The sequence below is a fragment of the Brevundimonas sp. GW822-FHT03E11 genome (assembly GCF_058801445.1).
The window spans coordinates 415,201-434,058 of sequence record NZ_JBXANG010000003.1 but is presented as its reverse complement, the minus strand read 5'-3'; the positions used below and the strand labels follow the sequence as shown (position 1 = coordinate 434,058).

22 protein-coding genes and 1 other RNA gene are annotated in these 18,858 nt (G+C 68.4%); 12 read left to right on the top strand and 11 right to left on the bottom strand.

The annotated features are described in order from the left end of the window. Positions 1-29: 29 nt before the first annotated feature. Both purQ and AC1RKE_RS07445 read left to right on the top strand, forming a co-directional pair. Complete coding sequence (gene purQ / locus AC1RKE_RS07450) at positions 30-692, top strand: phosphoribosylformylglycinamidine synthase subunit PurQ (RefSeq protein ID WP_182714053.1); 663 nt, start codon at positions 30-32, stop codon at positions 690-692. Between the two features lie 31 nt (positions 693-723). After that, positions 724-1,542: a hypothetical protein gene (locus tag AC1RKE_RS07445; RefSeq protein WP_227975975.1), complete on the top strand. Its 819-nt coding sequence runs from the start codon at positions 724-726 to the stop codon at positions 1,540-1,542. A 314-nt stretch (positions 1,543-1,856) separates the two neighbouring features. On the opposite strand, the gene AC1RKE_RS07440 is transcribed toward AC1RKE_RS07445, so the two are convergent. Together AC1RKE_RS07440 and AC1RKE_RS07435 are read right to left on the bottom strand one after the other, a co-directional pair. Next, positions 1,857-2,090 carry a hypothetical protein gene (locus AC1RKE_RS07440; protein WP_182714085.1) on the bottom strand — a complete coding sequence of 78 codons (234 nt, stop codon included), beginning with the start codon at positions 2,088-2,090 and terminating at the stop codon, positions 1,857-1,859. Between the two features lie 242 nt (positions 2,091-2,332). After that, positions 2,333-2,764 (bottom strand): hypothetical protein, encoded by a 432-nt coding sequence (locus tag AC1RKE_RS07435; RefSeq protein ID WP_007445972.1) that lies wholly within the window; start codon positions 2,762-2,764, stop codon positions 2,333-2,335. Positions 2,765-2,881: 117 nt separating this feature from the next. Between AC1RKE_RS07435 and AC1RKE_RS07430 the strand changes: the two genes are divergently transcribed. Further along, complete coding sequence (locus AC1RKE_RS07430) at positions 2,882-3,679, top strand: TspO-related membrane protein (protein WP_348683379.1); 798 nt, start codon at positions 2,882-2,884, stop codon at positions 3,677-3,679. Here AC1RKE_RS07430 and AC1RKE_RS07425 read toward each other — a convergent pair. Together AC1RKE_RS07425 and AC1RKE_RS07420 are read right to left on the bottom strand one after the other, a co-directional pair. Continuing rightward, the gene (locus AC1RKE_RS07425) at positions 3,676-3,915 is read right to left on the bottom strand and encodes a Tat pathway signal protein (protein WP_348683380.1); all 240 of its coding nucleotides are present in this window, start codon (positions 3,913-3,915) and stop codon (positions 3,676-3,678) included. The genes AC1RKE_RS07430 and AC1RKE_RS07425 overlap by 4 nt on opposite strands. Then, a complete protein-coding gene (locus AC1RKE_RS07420) occupies positions 3,915-4,061 on the bottom strand; it encodes a hypothetical protein (protein ID WP_152950781.1) in 147 nt (48 codons plus the stop codon). The genes AC1RKE_RS07425 and AC1RKE_RS07420 overlap by 1 nt, the downstream gene beginning before the upstream one ends. Before the next feature lie 179 nt (positions 4,062-4,240). Between AC1RKE_RS07420 and purL the strand changes: the two genes are divergently transcribed. From purL to AC1RKE_RS07390, 6 genes are all read left to right on the top strand, one after another. Next, the gene (purL, locus tag AC1RKE_RS07415; protein ID WP_348683381.1) at positions 4,241-6,457 is read left to right on the top strand and encodes a phosphoribosylformylglycinamidine synthase subunit PurL; all 2,217 of its coding nucleotides are present in this window, start codon (positions 4,241-4,243) and stop codon (positions 6,455-6,457) included. Positions 6,458-6,562: 105 nt separating this feature from the next. Next, positions 6,563-7,948: a cytochrome P450 gene (locus tag AC1RKE_RS07410; RefSeq protein WP_348683382.1), complete on the top strand. Its 1,386-nt coding sequence runs from the start codon at positions 6,563-6,565 to the stop codon at positions 7,946-7,948. A 171-nt stretch (positions 7,949-8,119) separates the two neighbouring features. After that, on the top strand, positions 8,120-9,127 hold the full coding sequence (locus AC1RKE_RS07405; RefSeq protein WP_348683384.1) for a glycosyltransferase family 4 protein: 1,008 nt from the start codon (positions 8,120-8,122) through the stop codon (positions 9,125-9,127). 67 nt (positions 9,128-9,194) lie between these two features. Beyond that, a complete protein-coding gene (locus tag AC1RKE_RS07400; RefSeq protein ID WP_395941863.1) occupies positions 9,195-10,760 on the top strand; it encodes an alkaline phosphatase D family protein in 1,566 nt (521 codons plus the stop codon). A 58-nt stretch (positions 10,761-10,818) separates the two neighbouring features. After that, positions 10,819-11,175 carry a type II toxin-antitoxin system RelE/ParE family toxin gene (locus AC1RKE_RS07395; RefSeq protein WP_201462980.1) on the top strand — a complete coding sequence of 119 codons (357 nt, stop codon included), beginning with the start codon at positions 10,819-10,821 and terminating at the stop codon, positions 11,173-11,175. Between the two features lies 1 nt (position 11,176). Further along, a complete protein-coding gene (locus AC1RKE_RS07390) occupies positions 11,177-11,497 on the top strand; it encodes an XRE family transcriptional regulator (RefSeq protein ID WP_182714043.1) in 321 nt (106 codons plus the stop codon). Positions 11,498-11,546: 49 nt separating this feature from the next. Here the strand turns inward: AC1RKE_RS07390 and AC1RKE_RS07385 are convergent, their stop codons facing one another. The 7 genes from AC1RKE_RS07385 to AC1RKE_RS07355 form a co-directional block, all read right to left on the bottom strand. Beyond that, the gene (locus AC1RKE_RS07385) at positions 11,547-12,368 is read right to left on the bottom strand and encodes a TIGR00282 family metallophosphoesterase (protein WP_348684381.1); all 822 of its coding nucleotides are present in this window, start codon (positions 12,366-12,368) and stop codon (positions 11,547-11,549) included. Further along, entirely contained in the window at positions 12,365-12,787 is a 423-nt protein-coding gene (locus tag AC1RKE_RS07380) for a type II toxin-antitoxin system VapC family toxin (RefSeq protein ID WP_348684382.1), read from the bottom strand. Before AC1RKE_RS07380 ends, AC1RKE_RS07385 begins: the two co-directional genes overlap by 4 nt. Beyond that, positions 12,784-13,017 carry a type II toxin-antitoxin system VapB family antitoxin gene (gene vapB / locus AC1RKE_RS07375; RefSeq protein WP_221205100.1) on the bottom strand — a complete coding sequence of 78 codons (234 nt, stop codon included), beginning with the start codon at positions 13,015-13,017 and terminating at the stop codon, positions 12,784-12,786. The genes AC1RKE_RS07380 and vapB overlap by 4 nt, the downstream gene beginning before the upstream one ends. Positions 13,018-13,063: 46 nt before the next feature. Beyond that, entirely contained in the window at positions 13,064-13,606 is a 543-nt protein-coding gene (locus AC1RKE_RS07370) for a 5-formyltetrahydrofolate cyclo-ligase (RefSeq protein ID WP_348684383.1), read from the bottom strand. Positions 13,607-13,661: 55 nt separating this feature from the next. Then, positions 13,662-13,823: non-coding RNA, 6S RNA (ssrS, locus tag AC1RKE_RS07365), on the bottom strand. Between the two features lie 65 nt (positions 13,824-13,888). Further along, positions 13,889-14,206, bottom strand: coding sequence for a cell division protein ZapA (locus AC1RKE_RS07360; RefSeq protein WP_054766423.1), 318 nt, complete (start codon positions 14,204-14,206; stop codon positions 13,889-13,891). Further along, complete coding sequence (locus AC1RKE_RS07355; RefSeq protein WP_054766424.1) at positions 14,206-14,502, bottom strand: hypothetical protein; 297 nt, start codon at positions 14,500-14,502, stop codon at positions 14,206-14,208. The genes AC1RKE_RS07360 and AC1RKE_RS07355 overlap by 1 nt, the downstream gene beginning before the upstream one ends. A 95-nt stretch (positions 14,503-14,597) precedes the next feature. Here AC1RKE_RS07355 and tkt point away from each other — a divergent pair, with 95 nt between their 5' ends. The 3 genes from tkt to purT all read left to right on the top strand — a co-directional run bounded on the left by tkt (position 14,598) and on the right by purT (position 18,835). Then, positions 14,598-16,589: a transketolase gene (gene tkt, locus AC1RKE_RS07350; protein WP_348684384.1), complete on the top strand. Its 1,992-nt coding sequence runs from the start codon at positions 14,598-14,600 to the stop codon at positions 16,587-16,589. Positions 16,590-16,772: 183 nt separating this feature from the next. Further along, positions 16,773-17,618 (top strand): alpha/beta hydrolase, encoded by an 846-nt coding sequence (locus AC1RKE_RS07345; RefSeq protein ID WP_348684385.1) that lies wholly within the window; start codon positions 16,773-16,775, stop codon positions 17,616-17,618. A 20-nt stretch (positions 17,619-17,638) separates the two neighbouring features. Further along, complete coding sequence (purT, locus tag AC1RKE_RS07340) at positions 17,639-18,835, top strand: formate-dependent phosphoribosylglycinamide formyltransferase (protein WP_152950789.1); 1,197 nt, start codon at positions 17,639-17,641, stop codon at positions 18,833-18,835. Positions 18,836-18,858 lie beyond the last annotated feature (23 nt).

Below are 18,858 nucleotides of genomic sequence, written 5' to 3'. Positions count from 1 at the left end.
TGCCGAAAACGGTGCTAGAGGCCCGCGCCATGAGCGCAGCCGTCATCGTCTTCCCCGGTTCCAACTGTGATCGCGACTGCAAGGTCGCCGTCGAACGCTCCACCGGCGAGCCTGTCTCGATGGTCTGGCACGCCGAGACCGAACTGCCCCAGGGCCTGGACCTGATCGTCATTCCCGGCGGCTTCTCCTACGGCGACTATCTGCGCTGCGGCGCCATGGCGGCCCAGTCGCCGGTGATGCAGGCCGTGAAGAAGGCGGCGGACGACGGCGTCGCCGTGGTCGGCATCTGCAACGGCTTCCAGATCCTGTGCGAGGCCGGCCTGCTGCCCGGCGCCCTCTTGCGCAACAAGGGCCTGAAATACGTCTGCAAACCCATCAGCCTGACCGTCGCCAACGGCCAGACCCGCTTCACCGCCGGCTATCAGGGCCAGCGCGAAGTGGTGATGACCCAGGGCAACGGCGACGGAAACTTCTTCGCCGACGCCGAGACCCTGGCCCGGATCGAGGGCGAGGGCCAGGTGGTCTTCCGCTACGTCGACAACCCCAACGGCTCGGTCCACGACATAGCCGGCATCCAGAACGCCCGCGGCAATGTGCTCGGCATGATGCCCCACCCGGACCGCGCCTTCGAAGCCGAACTGGGCTCCGCCGACGGCGCGGTACTGTTCCAAAGCATCTACGCGGCGGCTTGACGGCAATCATGCGTTGAGGCGGAGTGGGGTTATGAAAGCCTTCCTCCCCGCCCTCGCCGTTTCCGCCCTCTTGGCCGGCGCCGTCTCCGCGAAGGCGCAGGACGCCCCGCCGCCCCAAGAAGACTGGGTGTTGACCTCCATCCCCGAGCGTAAGGCTACCCTGGCCCTTGCTGAATTCACTTCGGGCGTCACCCTGGTCGCCCGATGCATCGACGGGGCCTACGACCTTTTCATCACCGGCCTGCCCGAGGCCCCCTTACGCGCCACGACGCGCGATCTTGGGCTTTCGGTCGGAGAAGATGCGGCTCTTAAAACCACCGTCTGGACCGTGGGAGAGGATCGCACGACGGCTTTCAGCCGTCTGCCGGCCATGGTGGCGCGCCAACTGGCGGAAGGCGGCGAACTCCAGATCGTCGCCCAAGGCCCCGACCACCGACGCTACCGCTTCATCATGGCCCTCAACCCGTCCAGCACCGCCCTTGAGCAGACCTTGACCGCCTGCGGTCGGCCTCTGATCGATCCCCGCGACAAGGACACGGAGGGCGACGGGCGAGAAACGCTTCCTGCGCTCGCGCGATGGGAAATCGTTCCCCGACCCCGGTTCCCGGCCCCTGTCGGCGGCCGATCGCCGACGGAGGGTTACGCCGTCCTGTCCTGCGGCGCTGAAAACGACGGTCGGCTGGTGAACTGCCAGATCGAAAGCGAATGGCCGCGCGGTTACGGCCTGGGGCGAGAAGCCTTGCGCTCGGTGGATCGGGCGCGGCTCCGCCTCAGCGACGAGGCTGCAAGCGCTGGAAGGCGTCTTGAAGACGGAATAATCGTCTTCTCCGTCAGCTTCAGGATGGATTGAGACTCACGGTCGCCAGCCCCCCTTCGAAGGCTGGGACGTAGGAAACCACGGTTCTCTCGCGCTCGTGACCCGTGATGATCGCGTTCTTGGCTAACCTGAAGGTGCATCAGCGTCTCGGGGGTGATCATGGCGACTATTCTCGATCCACCGCCCCAGGCGGTGCTGGACGACCTCCAGCGGCTGAACGCCCTGGGACGCCGTGGCGTCCAAGACGGCCGGCGACAGTCTGCTGATGGCGACCTGGAACATCCGCGCCTTAGGCGTGAGAGAGGGCGGCGCCCGCGCCCCCCGCGTTCATCCTCGGCAAGGTGGGATCAGCCCGCGTCGTCCACGCCCTGAACCGCCAGGTTCTCATCCAAAGCATCGTCGCCGTCCTCGATCACCGAGACGCCGTTCTCGAGTTCGGGGTCTTCATCGGCGGTGTTGACGCCGCCTGGCTCGCGCTGGGCGGCCAGTTCGCGGGCGCCGACGCCCTGACCGTTTTCGATGGCGCGGTTGGCGGCGACTTCATCGGTTTCGAAATGCGGGGTTTCGGTCTGATCGGCCATGTCGCCTCTCCAGTTGGAACTGGACTGACAACCGGCCGCACGGCCGCCGGTTCCTGACGTCGGTGCAATTCTCAGATGGAACTCTCGGCGCTTCAACGGCTTGCAGAAGCCCCAACCCAAACGACCCGCCGCTGCGGCAAGCGGGCGTATGTTTCAGGGGGTCTTTGTCGGAGTCGGCGCCGGTTCCGGACACATCGGACACATCGGACACATCGGACACATCGGACACATCGGACACTGTTTTAGGGCGCGCCCCGTCGCGTCAAGGGCTCCAGACTGGCGCGGGACAGGGGCCGGAAGGTCAGGAACCGCCCGCCCACGCTCAAGGTCGCCTCATAGGCCTGGGGCCTTTGCAGCAGGGCGGGATCGTCCGCCGCCGCCGCCCGGCCGGAGGCGATCTCGCGCGCGTCCATCGGCGGGACGACCGGTCGCCCGTTGGCGTTCGCCAGGGCCGCCATGAAGCGCCGCACGGCCAGGGCCTGCTGCGGCGGCGTCAGGGCCGCGCGCACCTCGGCCCAGGCCGCCTCGGCCGAGGCGTTCAGAACCAGCGCGGGCGTGGCCTGGGCCTGGGTCTGGGCCTGGCTCTGCGTCTGGCCCAGGGCCGGGTCGCTCCCCCACGCGCCGAGAAGCAGAACGGCCAGGCCGGCGCAGGTGTGAAGGCGCAAACGGATCATCCGGCGACACCAGCATGGGCCGTCCCTCTCTCGCAAGCTTCACATTTTCAACCCAGGCCGGTGAACCTTCCGTCCCCGTGGGGCGTACAGAGCGCTGAACCGTGAAGTGGAACCCCCATGTCTTCGATCCTTCGCCCCACGCCCGCTCAGCGCACCCGTCGCCTGGTGGTCCTGGCCGCCGCCGTCTTCGCCGTGGTCGTCCCCCTGGTTCAGAACCTGGCCGGGCTCGGCCTGACCCAGGCCGAGTTCGCCGCGGACGGGAACCAGACCCTGCGGGTCGCCGGCTACGCCTTTTCGATCTGGGGCCTGATCTATCTGGGGCTTCTGGCCTACGCCGTGCGTCAGGTCTTGCCCCAGACGGGCGAGAGCGTCCTGATCAACCGGATGGGCTGGCCCTCCGCCGTGGCCTTCTTCGGCCTGGGTCTCTGGATCATCGTGGCGGCCCTGAACCTGAAGGCGGCCAGCGTCGTCATCATCTTCGCCACCCTGATCGCCCTCTTGGCGCCGATGCTGGCCCTGTCGGGCGAGGTGCGGCGGCTCGCCCGCTTCGATCGCGACCGGCTGCTGCTGGTCTGGCCCCTCGCCGCCCTGGCCGGCTGGCTGACGGTGGCGGCGCCGCTGAACCTGATCACCACCCTCACCGCCTTCGACGCCCTGCCCGCCGCCCTGTCGCCGACGGCATGGGCCGTGCTGGCCGTCGTCGCCACGACAGGGGTCGCCCTGGCGGTGACGGCGGCGCTGCGGACCCTGGCCTATCCCCTCCCGACGGCCTGGGGCCTCCTGGGCGCCTTCGTCGCGGAACAGGCGGAAAAGCCGGCGGTGGCCTTCACGGCCCTGGCCGGCGCCGTGATTCTGCTGGTCGGCGGCGTCCTTCTGGTGTTCCGCCTCAAGCCTGGGGTCGAACGCGCCGTCTAGGTCGAGGTCGAGGTCGAGGGCGGAACCGCCTCGCCCGCCCCCACGTCAAAGGCGCCCTCCTCGTCATAGCCGACGCTGCCGACGCCGGTCGCCTCTCCAGTCATCCGCTGGCGGCGGCTGGCCAGGGCCGCCTCCGGCGCCGCCGCGTCCATCTCCCGCGTCGTTTCGGGATCGCTGGACCGGTCCATCTGCTGGTGCTCGGCGGGGCTGGGCTTGGTCAGATCGTGGGAGGCCATCAGATGCCCTCCCCGTCTTCCTCGGTCTCCTCGACCTCCTTTTGCGCCTCTTCGGCCATGGCGGAGGCGCCGGCGTCGTCGGCGGCGATCTCGGCGCGGTCGTCCTCTTCCGGGGCGGCGGCAGGGTCGTTGGGGGTGTCGGTCATGCGGATGCTCCTTTGTCGCCAGGAGACAATGGCGCGGCGCCCGACCCGTTCCGTCCGTCCGTCCCTGGCTCAGATCACGGCCGCGACATCACAGGTCGGCGCCGAGTCTCAGGCCAGAACGCCCAAAATGCTGTCTGGAATGTAGCTTATCGGCCCGTCTGCCGTTAGAAGGCGCGGCCATGAGCGCTCCCCAGAAGACCATGGCCGAACTGGCCGCCGAATACGGCCTGGCCCCGAACGAATATCAGGTCGTCCTCGACCGGCTGGGCCGCGAGCCCAATCAGGTGGAACTGGGCGTCTTCTCGGTCATGTGGTCCGAGCACTGCTCGTACAAATCCTCCAAGATCCACCTGGGCAAGTTCCCCACCACCGGCGAGCGCGTCATCTGCGGGCCGGGCGAGAACGCAGGCGTGATCGACATCGACGACGGCGACGCCTGCATCTTCAAGATGGAGAGCCACAACCACCCCTCCTACATCGAACCCTACCAGGGCGCGGCGACGGGCGTGGGCGGCATCATGCGCGACGTCTTCACCATGGGCGCCCGGCCGGTGGCCCTGCTGAACGCCCTGCGCTTCGGCGATCCGTCGCATGAAAAGACCAAGCGCCTGGTCAAGGGCGTCGTCTCGGGCATCGGCGGCTACGGCAACTGCGTCGGCGTGCCGACCGTGGCGGGCGAGACCAATTTCCACGCCGGCTACAACGGCAACATCCTGGTCAACGCCATGTGCGTCGGCCTGGCCAAGGCCGACAGCATCTTCTATTCGGCCGCCCCCTCGGCGGGCCTGTCAGTGGTCTATTTCGGCTCCAAGACCGGCCGCGACGGCATCCACGGCGCCACCATGTCCTCGGCCGAGTTCGACGATGAGTCGGAATCGAAACGCCCCACCGTCCAGGTCGGCGATCCCTTCGCCGAGAAGCTGCTGATCGAGGCGACGCTGGAGCTGATGGCCTCGGGCGCCGTGGCCGCCATCCAGGACATGGGCGCGGCGGGCCTGACCTCCTCCTCGGTCGAGATGGCCGGCAAGGGCGGCGTCGGCATCGAGCTGAACATGGACGCCGTGCCCCAGCGCGAAGAGGGCATGACCGCCTATGAGATGATGCTGTCGGAAAGCCAGGAGCGGATGCTGGCGGTCCTGAAGCCCGGCCGCGAGGAAGACGGCTATCGCATCTTCCAGAAGTGGGGCCTGGACGCCGCGGTGATCGGGTTCACCACCGACACCGGCCGACTGGTGCTGAAGCATCACGGCGAGACGGTCTGCGACGTGCCGCTCGCCCCCCTGTTCGACGACGCCCCCCTGTACGACCGCCCCTGGGTCCAGCCCGCGCTGCAGCCGAAGCTGAACCACGCCGATATCCCCGCGCCCGACAACTGGGCCGATGCGGTGATGAAGGTCGTCGCCTGCCCCGACATGGCCTCCAAGCGCTGGATCTGGGAACAGTACGACCGCCACGTCATGGCCGACACGCTTCAGGACTCGGCCACCGGCGCCGACGCCGGCGTGGTCCGCGTCCACGGCACCGACAAGGGCCTGGCCGTCACCTCGGACTGCACCCCCCGCTACGTCCAGAACGACCCCTACGAGGGCGGCAAACAGGCGGTGGCCGAGGCTTGGCGCAACCTGACCGCCGTCGGCTCGCGCCCCATCGCCATCACCGACAATCTGAACTTCGGCAACCCCCAGCGCCCCGAGATCATGGGCCAGATCGTCCGCGCCATCGACGGCATGGCCGAGGCCTGCCGCGAACTGTCCTTCCCCGTCGTCTCGGGCAATGTCAGCCTCTATAACGAGACCAACGGCGTCGCCATTCCGCCCACCCCGACCGTGGGCGCCGTGGGCCTGCTGCCCAACTATGATGTGGTGACGGGCTTCTCCGGCATGGCCGCGGGCGACGCGCTCGTCCTGATCGGCCAGACCGTCGGCGAACTGGGCGCGTCCCTCTATCTGCGCGAGGTGCTGGGCCGCGAGGACGGCGCCCCGCCGCCCGTCGATCTGAAGCTGGAGAAGAAGACCGGCGACTTCGTCCGCGACCTGATCGAGGCCGGCGACCTGACCGTGGTCCACGACCTGTCCGACGGCGGCCTGATCGGCGCCGCCGCCGATCTGGTTCTGGCCTCCGACGTCGGCGTGACCCTGGACGCCTCCAGCGCCGCCCACGCCCACATCTTCCTGTTCGGAGAGGACCAGGCCCGTTATCTGGTCGCCGTCCCCGACGCCGACCCCCTGATCGCCAAGGCCCAGGCCGCCGGCCTGCACGCCTCCGTCGTCGGCCACGCCGGTGGCGACGCCTTCGCCTCTCGCGGCGACAAGGGTGAACTGTTCAGCATTCCCGTCGCCGACCTGCGTGAATGGCACGAGGGCTGGATGCCGGGCTGGCTCGGCGACGCGGCCTGAGCCGTCTGGACTAGCCGGGTTACAAACGGATAAGGGCCGTCGCACGGCGGCCCTTGTTCAGCCTCGACCGGACCCCAAGTCTAGGGCCTTACTGGAGGCATGGACATGACCCTGGCTGCCGACGCCGTCTTCCGCCCCGCCATTCCGCCCCGTCGCACGGGCGGCCCGCTGTCCCTGTTGCCCTTCCTGTGGATCAGCTGGCGCGATCCGATCCGCATGTGGTCCGAGCGGCATTTCACCGAGCCGCAGCTGTACGGAAACAGCGCCTTCGGCGAGATCCTGGTGGTCAGCCACCCCGAGGGCGTCCGCCACGTCCTGACAGAAAATGCATCAAGCTATGTGAAGGGCGACCTGCAACGCCGCGTCCTCGGTCCCATGCTGGCCGAGGGCCTGCTGCTGACCGAGGGGGACGCCTGGCGCCGCGTCCGGCGCATCCTGGCGCCGCTTTTCACCCCCGCAAAGATGGCCACCCTGAACGCCCGTATGGCGGAGGTTTGTCAGGCGCGCGTCGCCGGCTGGTCCCTGTCTGCGCGCGGCCGGGTGCTGGATATCGACAGCGAGATGTCGGGCCTGACCTTCGACATCCTGTCGGCTACCATGTTCTCCGACGAACTGGGCGGCGAGGCCCGCGGCTTCGAGCGCGCCCTGAACCAGTTCCTGGCCAACGGCGCCCGTATCGATCCGCTGGACGTGCTGGGCGCGCCGGACTGGGCGCCCCGTCTGGGTCGTCTGGCCAGTTTCGGTTCGGCCCGTTTCTTCGAACAGCGCGTCACCCGCCTGGTCGAGGCCCGCCGCGCCCGCATCGAGGCTGGGGACATGCCGCCCCAAGACCTGCTCAGCGCCCTGCTGCTGGCCCGCGACGAGAACGGCGGACCCGGCCTGTCGGACGAAGAAGTCGCCGCCAACATCCTGACCTTCATCCTGGCGGGGCACGAGACCACCGCCCGCGCCCTGGGCTGGACCCTGCACCTGCTGTCGCGCCAGCCCGAATATCTCGCCCGGCTTCAGGCCGAGGCTGACGCCTTCGACGTCTCCGATCCGCAATGGGCCGAGGCCCTGCCCTGGACCCGCGCCGTGCTGGACGAGACCATGCGCCTGTTCCCGCCCGCCCCGACCATGGCCCGCAAGGCCCTGGCCGACGACGAGATCGGCGGCCAGCCGATCAAGGCCGGCGCCACCGTCATCATCTCCCCGTGGATCCTGCAACGCCACAGCCTGCTGTGGGAAGACCCGGACGCCTTCAAGCCCGAACGCTTCCTGCCCCAGAACCGCAAGTCCATCGACCGCTACGCCTACATCCCCTTCAGCGCCGGCCCCCGCGTCTGCATCGGCGCCGCCTTCGCCATTCAGGAGGCGGTGATCGCCCTGGCCTCCATTCTGCGCGCCGCCGAGGTCGAGCCGATCACGACGATCGAACCCCGCCCCGTGCACCAGATCACCCTGCGCAGTCGCGAACCGATGCGACTTCGGCTGAGGACGCGCAGATCCTGACGAATTCACGCGACGGAATTCGCCGCTCTGTGCGTTGAACGCGGGTGTCGCCGACCGGGCGCCATTGTTCAGCTTGCCATCAGCTTCAGGACGACCGCGCTGCGAACCGCCATTCTGCTGCCGCCGGGTTCGCTCTTCTCCGAAGCGCGCCCCAACTCCATGGAGACGGTCGTGCGGACGCTCGCCCGCTGCGATCATGATCCAGACACCCGCATTCTCTGCCAGGAGGGCGCCCAGGACCACAACGCCTCCCGCGTGATCGCCCTTCCACGACGCAACGCTCAACAGAGCCTGTTCAACGCCCTGCGCGCGCTTCAGCCGGAACTGATCGAACACCATCAGCAGGTGAAACAGGCCCTGGCCGTGTCGGCGCGTTTCCCCCAGGCGGTGCATGTCCTGTATCGACACAATGCGTTGAAGCCCGCGCGCCAGTGGTTTGATCGGTGGCGCTATGCCTTGCGCTACAGCCGGATGGACGGCTTCATCTTCGTCAGCCAGGCGGAGAGGACGGCCTTCGCCCGGACCTATCCGCAGCTGGCCGATCGCGCCCACGCCGTGCCCAATCCCATCGACGCCGGCGCCTGGCTGGCGCCGCCCGAAGATCGCCAGCCGATCATCGCCTTCGCCGGGCGGGCCATGCCGGAAAAGGGATTGGACGTCCTGTGCGCCGCCTTGCCGGCCGTGCTGGACAGCCACCCGAGCTGGCGCGCGGTCCTGATGTTGAACGACTGGGCCGCGCACGCGGACTGGGCCGCCCCGCATCTCACGCCGCTTCAGCGGTTTGGCCCCCGGGTCGCCGTCCTGCGGTCCGCCCCGCTGGACCAGGTTCGCGAACAGATGAAATCCGCCGCCATCGCCGTGACGCCCTCGACCTGGGACGAGCCCTTCGGTTTGACGGCGGTGGAAGCCCATGCGGCGGGCGCCGCCCTGATATCATCCGGGCGCGGCGGCCTTCGCGAAGCCAGCGGCGACCACGCCCATTATCTGGACGCCGTGACCCCCCGTCACCTGGTCGCGGCGTTGGACGCATTGATCCGGGAACCGAACCGCCGCCTGGCCCTGGCCCGTGCGGCCCAGCACTATGTGCTCAAGACCCATACGCCCGAAAGGCGCGCCGCTGAACTGGCCCAGGTGCGCCGCCAGTTGGTCGAAAGCCGGAAACGCCGAGACGCGGCCTGACGGCCCCCGCAGCCGGAAGACCTGTCACATTGTAGGGATAAGGGCGACGAAAACTCAGGACGCGCCGATGACCCGCCTCGCTCTTTCCCGCCGTTCCATGCTTGCGGCTTTCGGCGGCGGCCTGGCCCTGTCGCCGACCGGCCCCGCCCTGGCCCAGGCCGTGTTCGATGTGAACCCCTTCCGGCTGGGCGTGACGGCGGGCGACCCGCTGCCGGACGGCTTCGTCATCTGGACGCGCCTGGCCCCCGACCCGCTCGCCTACGGCTCCGGCATGCCCAAGGCGCCCGTCGCCGTGAAGTGGGAGGTCGCCGCCGACCGGGGCTTCAACACCGTCGTCCGTTCCGGCGAGGCGATCGCCCGGCCGGAGCTGGGCCATTCCGTCCATGTCGAGGTCGAGGGGCTGGAGCCCGCCCGCCCCTATTTCTACCGCTTCCAGTGCGGGACCGAGCGTAGCGGCGTCGGGCGCGCCAAGACCGCCTCCCTGGCCGGCGCCTCCGTCTCGGCCGTCCGCTTCGGCGTCGCCGGCTGCCAAGCCTATGAACAGGGCTATTACACCGCCCACCGCAAGATGGCGGAAGAGGAGCTGGATTTCATCTTCTGCTACGGCGACTACATCTATGAGGGTCGCGCCAACCCCATCTATCAGTCGGGCGCCGGCCCCCAGGACAACACCCGCGTCCACCTGGGCGGCGAAATCTACAGCCTGGACGACTATCGCCGCCGCTATTCCCAGTACACGATGGATGCAGACCTTCAGGCCTCGCGCGCCTCGGCTGCCTGGTTCTGCACCTATGACGATCACGAGGTGGACAACAACTGGGTCGGCGACATTGATCAGGACGGCACGCCGCCTGAGGTCTTCCTGCTGCGTCGCGCCGCCGCCATGCAGGCCTTCTACGAGTTCATGCCGATGCGGAAATCGGCCTTCCCGCGCGGCGCGGGCATGCAGGCCTATCGCCGGGCCCAGTACGGCGACCTGCTGGACGTGGCCTTCCTGGACACCCGCCAGTATCGCACGGACCAGCCCTGCAATGACCGCTTCAACGCCAACTGCCCCGGCATAGAGGCGACGACGGCCCAGGTTCTGGGCGACGCTCAGGAAGCCTGGCTGCTGACCAACCTCGACCGTTCCAAGGCCCGATGGAAGGCCCTGGCTCAGCAGGTCATGATGATGGACCTGAACCGCAACACCTCCGGCGGCCAGGGGGTCAACACCGACAGCTGGGCCGGCTATCGCGTGCCCCGCAACCGGCTGCTGAGCCACATCCGCGACCGCCGCATCGACAATGTCGTGGTCCTGACCGGCGACGAGCATCAGAACTATGCGGGCGGTCTGTGGCTTGACGGCAGCCAGCCCGAGGGCGCCCCCATCGCGGTCGAGTTCGTCGGCACCTCGATCAGCTCGCGCGGCGACGGATCGGACCGCGGCGCCGATTACGACCGGTTTATGGCCGTCAATCCCCAGCTGAAGTTCCGCAACTCCCAGCGCGGCTATGTGGTCTGTGAAGCCACGCCGACCGTCTGGACCACTCAATTCAAGGTTTTGGACAAGGTGTCGGACCGCTCGGGCGTGCTGACGACCCGCCAGACCTTCGCGATCGAGGCGGGATCGAACACGCTGACGCCGGCGTGATGACCTCACATAGGCTGGAGCCTATGGACAGGATATAGCCTCTCAGCTATATAGCGACATGCCATGGGCCGTCAGCAACCATGATGAGTTCGACCCAGAGTTCGACGCCCTCCCAGTCGAAGTCCAGGACGAGCTATTGGCGATGACGGCGCTGTTGGAAGTCTATGGGCCCCGGCTGGGCCGCCCCCATGCCGACACCCTGGCAGGGTCCAGGCACGCAAACATGAAGGAACTTCGGTTCAAGGCGGCCGACGGGGTCTGGCGGGTTGCGTTCGCCTTTGATCCGGAGCGGCAGGCCATCCTGCTGGTCGCCGGCGACAAGGCAGGCGTGGCCCAGAAGCGATTCTACAAAGGCCTTATCGCCAAGGCAGACAGCCGGTTCACCAGCCACTTGAGGGCGTTGAAGGAGACATAAGATGGGTCGCACGCGCGAAGAGATCATGGCTGCACTGCCCGAGGCCCGCCGGGCGCGCATCGACGCCCGCGCCGCCGAACTCGTGGGCGAAGTGGAAGGCCTGAAGGCGTTGCGCGAGCTCGCCGAACGCAGCCAGGAGCAGATCGCCCAGGCGCTTGGAGTAAAGCAGCCTTCGGTGCTCAAGATGGAACGCCAGGCCGATCTCTACCTGTCCACTCTGCGCCGGTTCGTCGAGGCGGCCGGCGGCACCCTTGAACTGCGCGTCGAACTGCCCGGAAAGGGCGTCCTTCACCTCACGGGCATGGGCGACATCAGCCACTGAGATAGGATCCGCCTCGGCCAGGAGAGTGCGGCGACTTCTCCCGTGCGGGTCAGAGAACCGGCACCGCCTGGCTCAACCGTCCGCCGACCCGGATCGGCTCGATCCGCTTCGCCAGCCCCGTCCGGTCGTCGGTCTCCACGAAGACGCCGCATACGGTGGCCGGCCCGGACGCCGGCGTATAGCGCCCGCCCGAAATCCGGGTGGTGAAGCGGCGCAGCGGCTCCTCCTTTTCGTTGCCGATGACGCTGTCATAGTCGCAGCAGCCGCCGGCGTCGGTCTGATAGGCCGTGCCGCCGGGCAGGATCTGGCAGTCGGCGGTCGGGACGTGGGTATGGGTGCCGACCACCAGCGACGCTCGCCCGTCGCAGAAATGGCCCATGGCCATCTTCTCGCTGGTCGCCTCGCAGTGCATGTCCACGATCACAGCATCGGCCACGGCGCCCAGGGGCGCCGCCGCCAGTTCGCGCTCCACCGCCCCGAACGGATCGTCCATCGGGTCCATATGCACCCGGCCCAGCACATTCATCACCAGGACGGTGCGGCCCGTGTCGGTCTCGAACAGATTGGCCCCGGCGCCCGGCGCATCCATCAGCCGCGGATAGTTGGCCGGCCGGATCAGGCGCGGCTCGCGCACGATATAGGTCAGGGCCTCGCGCTGGTCCCACGAGTGATTGCCCAGGGTCAGGCAGTCCGCCCCCGCCATGAACAGCTCACGCGCCGTATTCTCGGTAATGCCGAAGCCGCCTGCGGCGTTCTCGGCGTTCACCACCACGAAGTCCAGCTTCAGGTCGCGCTTCAGGCCCGGAAGATGATCGCTGATCCCGTCACGGCCGGACTTGCCGATAACGTCGCCGAAAAACGCCAATCTCATTCGTGTACGCCTTTACCACCATCCGACCAGTCCTCGACCCTTAGGCCGGCAACGCGCTCGAACTCGCCAGTGTTGCGGGTGACGACGGTCAGCCCCCGACTGCGAGCATGACCCGCAATCTGATAGTCGTAAGGTCCGATGGGGCGCCCGCGACGTTCCAGATCCGCACGGATAGCCGCCGTATGCCGGGCCGCATCTTCGTCGAAAGCAAGAATGTCCAGCCGCGCGAGGAACGACTCCAGCCGTTCGGCGCGAAGAGAGTCCGCGAGCTTGCTGGGTCCAACCGCCAGTTCCATGACGACCACCGTCGATACATGAAGCGGCTCGTGCTCAGATCTCAGACGCGCGTTCAACGCAGCGCTGCGGCCCCGCAGGATTTCGATACAGATGCTGGTGTCCAGCATATAGCCGGTGCTCACCAGTCCTCCCGCTTCTGCATCTCGGGCTGGTCGCGATCCGGCCAATCCGAAATGCCGGGCTGGTCGAGAAAGTCATCCCACAGCGCATCCACCGGCACCAGGCGCAGGCTCTTGCCCTCCTTGATGACGCGAAGCTCCTTCACGTCATCGGGAAAAGCCACGGCCTTGGGCAGTCGCACGGCCTGCGAGCGATTGGACTTGAAGACCGTAGCTTTCAGCGGGGCGCTCATGGCCTCCCTATCGGCTTGCTGCACGGATATGTCAATGGCATATCCCTCAGAACGCCTGATACCCCGCCTCGGTCAGCACGCCGTGCAGCCGCATGTCGTGCGCCTCCAGGCTCAGCGCCTCCACCGCCTGCCCCGCATAGGCGAAGCCCACCCGGATCACATCGGGCCGGGCCGCAAAGGTGCGGTCGTAGAAGCCGCCGCCCTGCCCCAGCCGGCCGCCGGACGCATCGAAGGCCAGTAGCGGCGTAATGATCAGGTCCGGCTCCACCAACTCGGCCAGCGGCAGGGGCGCGGGACAGCCGGCGGCGTCCAGCTCCAGCGGCTCGCCCGGCGACCAGGCGCGAAAGACCATGGGCGCGTCCCGCTCCAGCACCACCGGAAGGCACAGCCGCCGCCCCGCCGCCTCCAGCGCTACAGCCAGGGCTCCGGTGTCCAGCTCGGACCCCATGGCGCGATAGAGGGCCACGACAGCCCCCTGCGGCAGGGCGTCGATGTGGTCGGCGGCGCGTTGGGCGGCGGTCGGATCGGTCCCGGCCAGGGCCTTGCGCCGCGCGCGGGCGGCGGACCGGAGTTCATGCTTGTCGAACATGGGTGCGCTCAGCTGGCGCGCGTCTCACGCGCAGGGCGAAGAAGGGGAAAGGGTTGGCGGCGCCGCGTGAACCGTGAAGAGCGGTTTAAATCCTCTCGACCTGGGTAACCAGGTGGGCTCCATATGCCCAGGCCCTCGAGCCCGGACAGGGACAGATCCCTTCGAGTGAATTAAGGTCGCGAGGAAATGTTGCCTCCGACGTGAGCCGCAGCAGGACCCGCCGTCGCACAAGATAGGGCCTGCGCCCCGCCTTCTCAAGCGGTGTAATCCGATCAGCCGCCTTCAGATGGATTGGGCGATCTTCTCGATCCGGGCTGCAACCGCATTCAGCGCCTCAGCGACGCCGTCACGGGTGGGCGCCGGGTCGCCCGTCGGGGCCGGCGCTCCGCCGCCGTTCAGTCGGGCCTCATGCAGCTCATCCGCCAGGATCAGAGCCGACATCAGGAAAAGCCGCAGATCCCCCACATGGCCGACGTCCTGGGCCACCTGGCGCACCTGGTTGTCGAACTGTTTGGCCAGGATGCGGACCCGCTCCTCCTGTCCGTCGGCGCAGCCCACCGCATAGGGGCGACCGTTCACCTCCACCGTCACCGTCGCCATCAGTCGGCCTCGCCTTCGATTTCATCGCGAGCCTGACGTTCGCCCTGGACCAGCACCTCTCGCACGGCCTCGGCCGCCCGCCCCAAGGCTTCAGACGCCTCGCGCCCCGCAGCCTCGAGTTCGGCCAGGCGTGCGGCGTCCGCCGCCCCGTTCGCATCGCTGCGGGGCGCGAACAGATCGTCGTCGGCGATCGGCGGCGCCGAAGCCGGTCGGGCCTTCAGCGCCAGGATCTTGCGTTCCAGTTCGGCCAGGGCCCGGTCGATACGGGCCCGTGCGGCCGTGGTGGCGTCTGCCATCGGTCGCTCCTTCAAATTGCGTATAGAACCCGAGGACGCGCCGGGGTAAAGCGGCGCGCCTCTGAATTTCCGTTCCCGCCGAAAGGTCTCGCCTCGTGAACGACGTCAAATCCGCCCCCAAGGCCACGCCCCAGCAGATGGCCAACGCCATCCGCGTCCTCGCCATGGACGGAGTCGAAAAGGCCAAGTCGGGCCACCCCGGCATGCCGATGGGCATGGCCGATGTCGCCACGGTGCTGTTTTCGAAGTTTCTGAAGTTCGACGCGAGCCGCCCCGACTGGGCCGACCGCGACCGTTTCATCCTGTCGGCCGGCCACGGCTCGATGCTGATCTACGCGCTTCTGCACCTGACCGGCTACAAGGCCGCGACCAAGGAAGAGCTGTCGAACTTCCGTCAGTGGGGCTCCAAGACCGCCGGCCACCCCGAGTACGGCCATATGCCGGGCGTCGAGGTCACCACCGGCCCCCTCGGCCAGGGCCTGGCCACCTCGGTCGGTTTCGCCATGGCCGAGCGTCACCTCGCCGCCAAATACGGCGAGGACCTGGTCGATCACCGCACCTGGGTCATCGCCGGCGACGGCTGCCTGATGGAAGGCGTGTCCCAGGAGGCCATCGCCCTGGCCGGCCGCTACCGTCTGAACAAGCTCACCGTCCTGTGGGACGACAATGAGATCACCATCGACGGCAAGGTCTCCCTGTCGGACGCCACCGACCAGAAGGCCCGCTTCAAGGCCGCCGGCTGGGCGGTCAAGGCCATCGACGGCCATGACATGAACGCCATCAAGGCCGCCCTGAAGTGGGCGACGCGCCAGGACAAGCCCACCCTGATCGCCTGCAAGACCAAGATCGGCAAGGGCGCCGCCACCATGGAAGGCAGCCACAAGACCCACGGCGCCGCCCTGGGCGCCGCCGAGATCGCCGCCACCCGCCTGGGCCTGGCCTGGGATCACGAACCCTTCGAAATGCCCCAGACCATCGCCGACGCCTGGGCCAAGGTCGGCCGTCGCGGCGCCAAGGACCGCAAGAAGTGGGAGGCCCGCCTCGCCGCCTCGCCCCAGGCCGCCGATTTCACCCGCGCCATGAAGGGCGACCTGCCCGAGGGCGCCTTCGACGCCCTGAACGCCAAGATCGCCGAACTGATCGAAACCCAGCCCGCCCAGGCCACGCGCCAGTCCTCGGGCGCCGCCCTGGACCAGGTCTTCGCCGCCATCCCCGAACTGGTCGGCGGCTCGGCCGACCTGACCGGCTCGAACAACACCTTCGTCGCCGGCACCCCCATCTTCGACCAGCCCACCTATGAGGGCCGCTACGTCAACTGGGGCATCCGCGAGTTCGGCATGGCCGCCGCCATGAACGGCCTGGCCCTGCACGGCGGGATCATTCCTTACGGCGGCACCTTCATGGTCTTCTCGGACTACAGCCGCCCGGCCATCCGTCTGGGCGCCCTGATGGGGGTCCGCGCCATCCACGTCCTGACGCACGACTCGATCGGCCTGGGCGAGGACGGCCCGACCCACCAGCCGGTCGAACATCTGGCGGCGCTTCGCGCCATCCCGAACCTGAACGTCTTCCGCCCCGCCGACACGGTCGAGGCCATGGAGTGCTGGCAGATCGCCCTGCAGGCCAAGACCACCCCCTCGGCCATGGCCCTGTCGCGCCAGAAGACCCCGGCAGTGCGCACGGTCGCAGCGACGGAAAACCTGTCCGCCAAGGGCGCCTATGAGATCAAGGCGGCCTCGGGCGAGGCCAAGGCCACCCTGTTCGGCACGGGCACGGAACTGGCCCTGGCCCTGAAGGCGGCCGAAGCCCTGGAAGCCGAAGGCGTGCCGACCCGCGTCGTCTCCGTCCCCTGTTTCGAACTGTTCGAGCAGCAGGACGCCGCCTACCAGGCCTCGGTCATCGGCCGCGGCACGGTGCGTGTCGCCGTCGAGGCCGCGATCAAGCAAGGCTGGGAGCGGTTCATCGGCGAAGACGGCGCCTTCGTCGGCATGACCGGCTTCGGCGCCTCCGCCCCGGCGGAAGTGCTGTACGACAAGTTCGGCGTCAGGGCGGATGCGGTGGTCGCAGCGGTGAAGGCGCGGCTGTAATCTCTCTTCATCTCCCTCTCCCCCTGCGGGAGAGGGAGACCGCGCACGGCGGCGTCAGCCGTCGTCCTGGCGCGGTCGGGCGAGGGGTCACGCCGGCCGAGCCGTTTCGCATCATCCAACCCCTCATCCGGCCCTTCGGGCCACCTTCTCCCGCAAGGGGAGAGGGATCAGGTGGAGCTGACGATGAAACCCGGCGTCCTTGGTCTTCTTCTCGCACTCGGCATGACCGCGACTGCGGCGCAAGCCCAGACCGCTCCACAGACGCCCGCCCCCGCCGAAACCCCCATCGTCATCGGCCGGTCCTACGCCCTCCCCTCCGCCGTCATGGGCGCGACGCGCGAGATCAATGTCTGGCTGCCGCCCGGCTATGCGGACAGCGGCAAGACCTATCCTGTCCTCTATGTCCTCGACGGCGGCCAGGATCAGGACTTCCACCACATCTCGGGCCTCGCCCAGCTCGGAACCGTCGTCGGCACGACCCGCGACGTGATCGTGGTCGGTATCGCCTCGATCGACCGCCGCAACGAACTGGCCCTGCCGACGCAAGACCCCGAACTGATCGCCCGCTATCCGACCCAGGGCCATTCCGACCGCTTCCGCCGCTTCCTGGCCGAAGAGGTCCAGCCTTTCGTCGAGACGCGCTTCCGCACCAGCGGCGAGACCGCCCTGATGGGCGAATCCCTGGCCGGCCTGTTCGTGGTCGAGACCTTCCTCAAGGAACCCCAGATGTTCGACGCCTATGTCGCCGTCAGCCCCAGCCTGTGGTGGGACGGGGGCGAACTGGCGCGTCAGTCCGGCGCCCGTCTGCGTGACCAGTCGAACGACCCGCGCACCCTGATCCTGACCCTGGGCGACGAGGGCCCCGAGATGCAGGCCCCCATGGACGTCCTGACCGCCAATCTGCGCGACCACGCCCTGCCCGGCCTGAGCTGGAGCTTCACGCCCCGCCCGACCGAGACCCACGCCACCATCTACCACGGCGCGGCCTTGGACGCCTTCCGCAAGCTCTACGCCGTCCCCACGCCCTGATCCAAACCCCGGAGCCCCCCATGAAACTCGGCACCCCGCTTTCCGACACCGCCGTCCGCGTCATGCTGCTGGGCTCCGGCGAACTGGGCAAGGAGGTCGCCATCGAGCTTCAGCGGCTGGGGGTCGAGGTGGTCGCCGTCGACCGCTATCCGAACGCCCCGGCCATGCAGGTGGCCCACCGCAGCCACGTCATCCCGATGACCGATCCCCAGGTGCTGAACGGCCTGATCATGGCCGAGGCGCCGCACATCATCGTGCCCGAGATCGAGGCCATCGCCACCGAGGTCCTGGCCGACATCGAGGCCGCCGGCATGGCTCGCGTCATTCCCACCGCCCGCGCCGTCCAACTGACCATGAACCGCGAGGGCATCCGCCGTCTCGCCGCCGAAGAGCTGGGCCTGCCCACCAGCCCCTACGCCTTCGCGGGCAGCGCCCAGGAACTGGCCGCCGGCGCCGAAACCGTCGGCTACCCTTGTTTCGTCAAGCCGGTCATGTCCTCGTCCGGCAAGGGCCAGTCCTTTGTCGAAAGCCCCGATGAAATCGCCGACGCCTGGACCTACGCCCAAGACAGCGGCCGCGTCGCCGGCGCCCGTGTGATCGTCGAGGGCCGGATCGACTTCGATTTCGAGATCACCCTGCTGACCGTCCGCTCGCGCGCCGCCGACGGCTCGACCCGCACGGATTTCTGCGCCCCCATCGGCCACCGTCAGGTCAAGGGCGACTATGTCGAGAGCTGGCAGCCCCAGGCCATGAGCCCCGCTGCCCTCGCCGCCTCGCAGGACATCGCCGGCAAGGTCACCGACGCCCTCGGCGGTTTCGGCGTGTTCGGGGTCGAACTCTTCGTCAAGGGCGACCAGGTCTGGTTCTCCGAGGTCTCGCCCCGCCCCCACGACACCGGCCTGGTCACCCTGGCTAGCCAGACCATGAGCGAGTTCGCCCTCCACGCCCGCGCCATCCTGGGCCTGCCCGTCGACGCGACCCAGCGCGAACCCGCCGCGAGCGCCGTCATCTACGGCGGCATGGATGCCCAAGGCGTCGCCTTCGAGGGCGTCGCCGAGGCCTTGTCCGTCCCCACTGCCGACCTGCGCCTGTTCGGCAAGCCCGAAGCCTATGAGCGCCGCCGCATGGGCGTGGCGACCGCGCGCGGGGCCGATGTGGACGAAGCCCGCGAACGGGCGCGAGAGGCGGCGGGTCGGGTGAAGGTGGTCCCAGGCTGACGCCGAAACCGACGGAATCAACA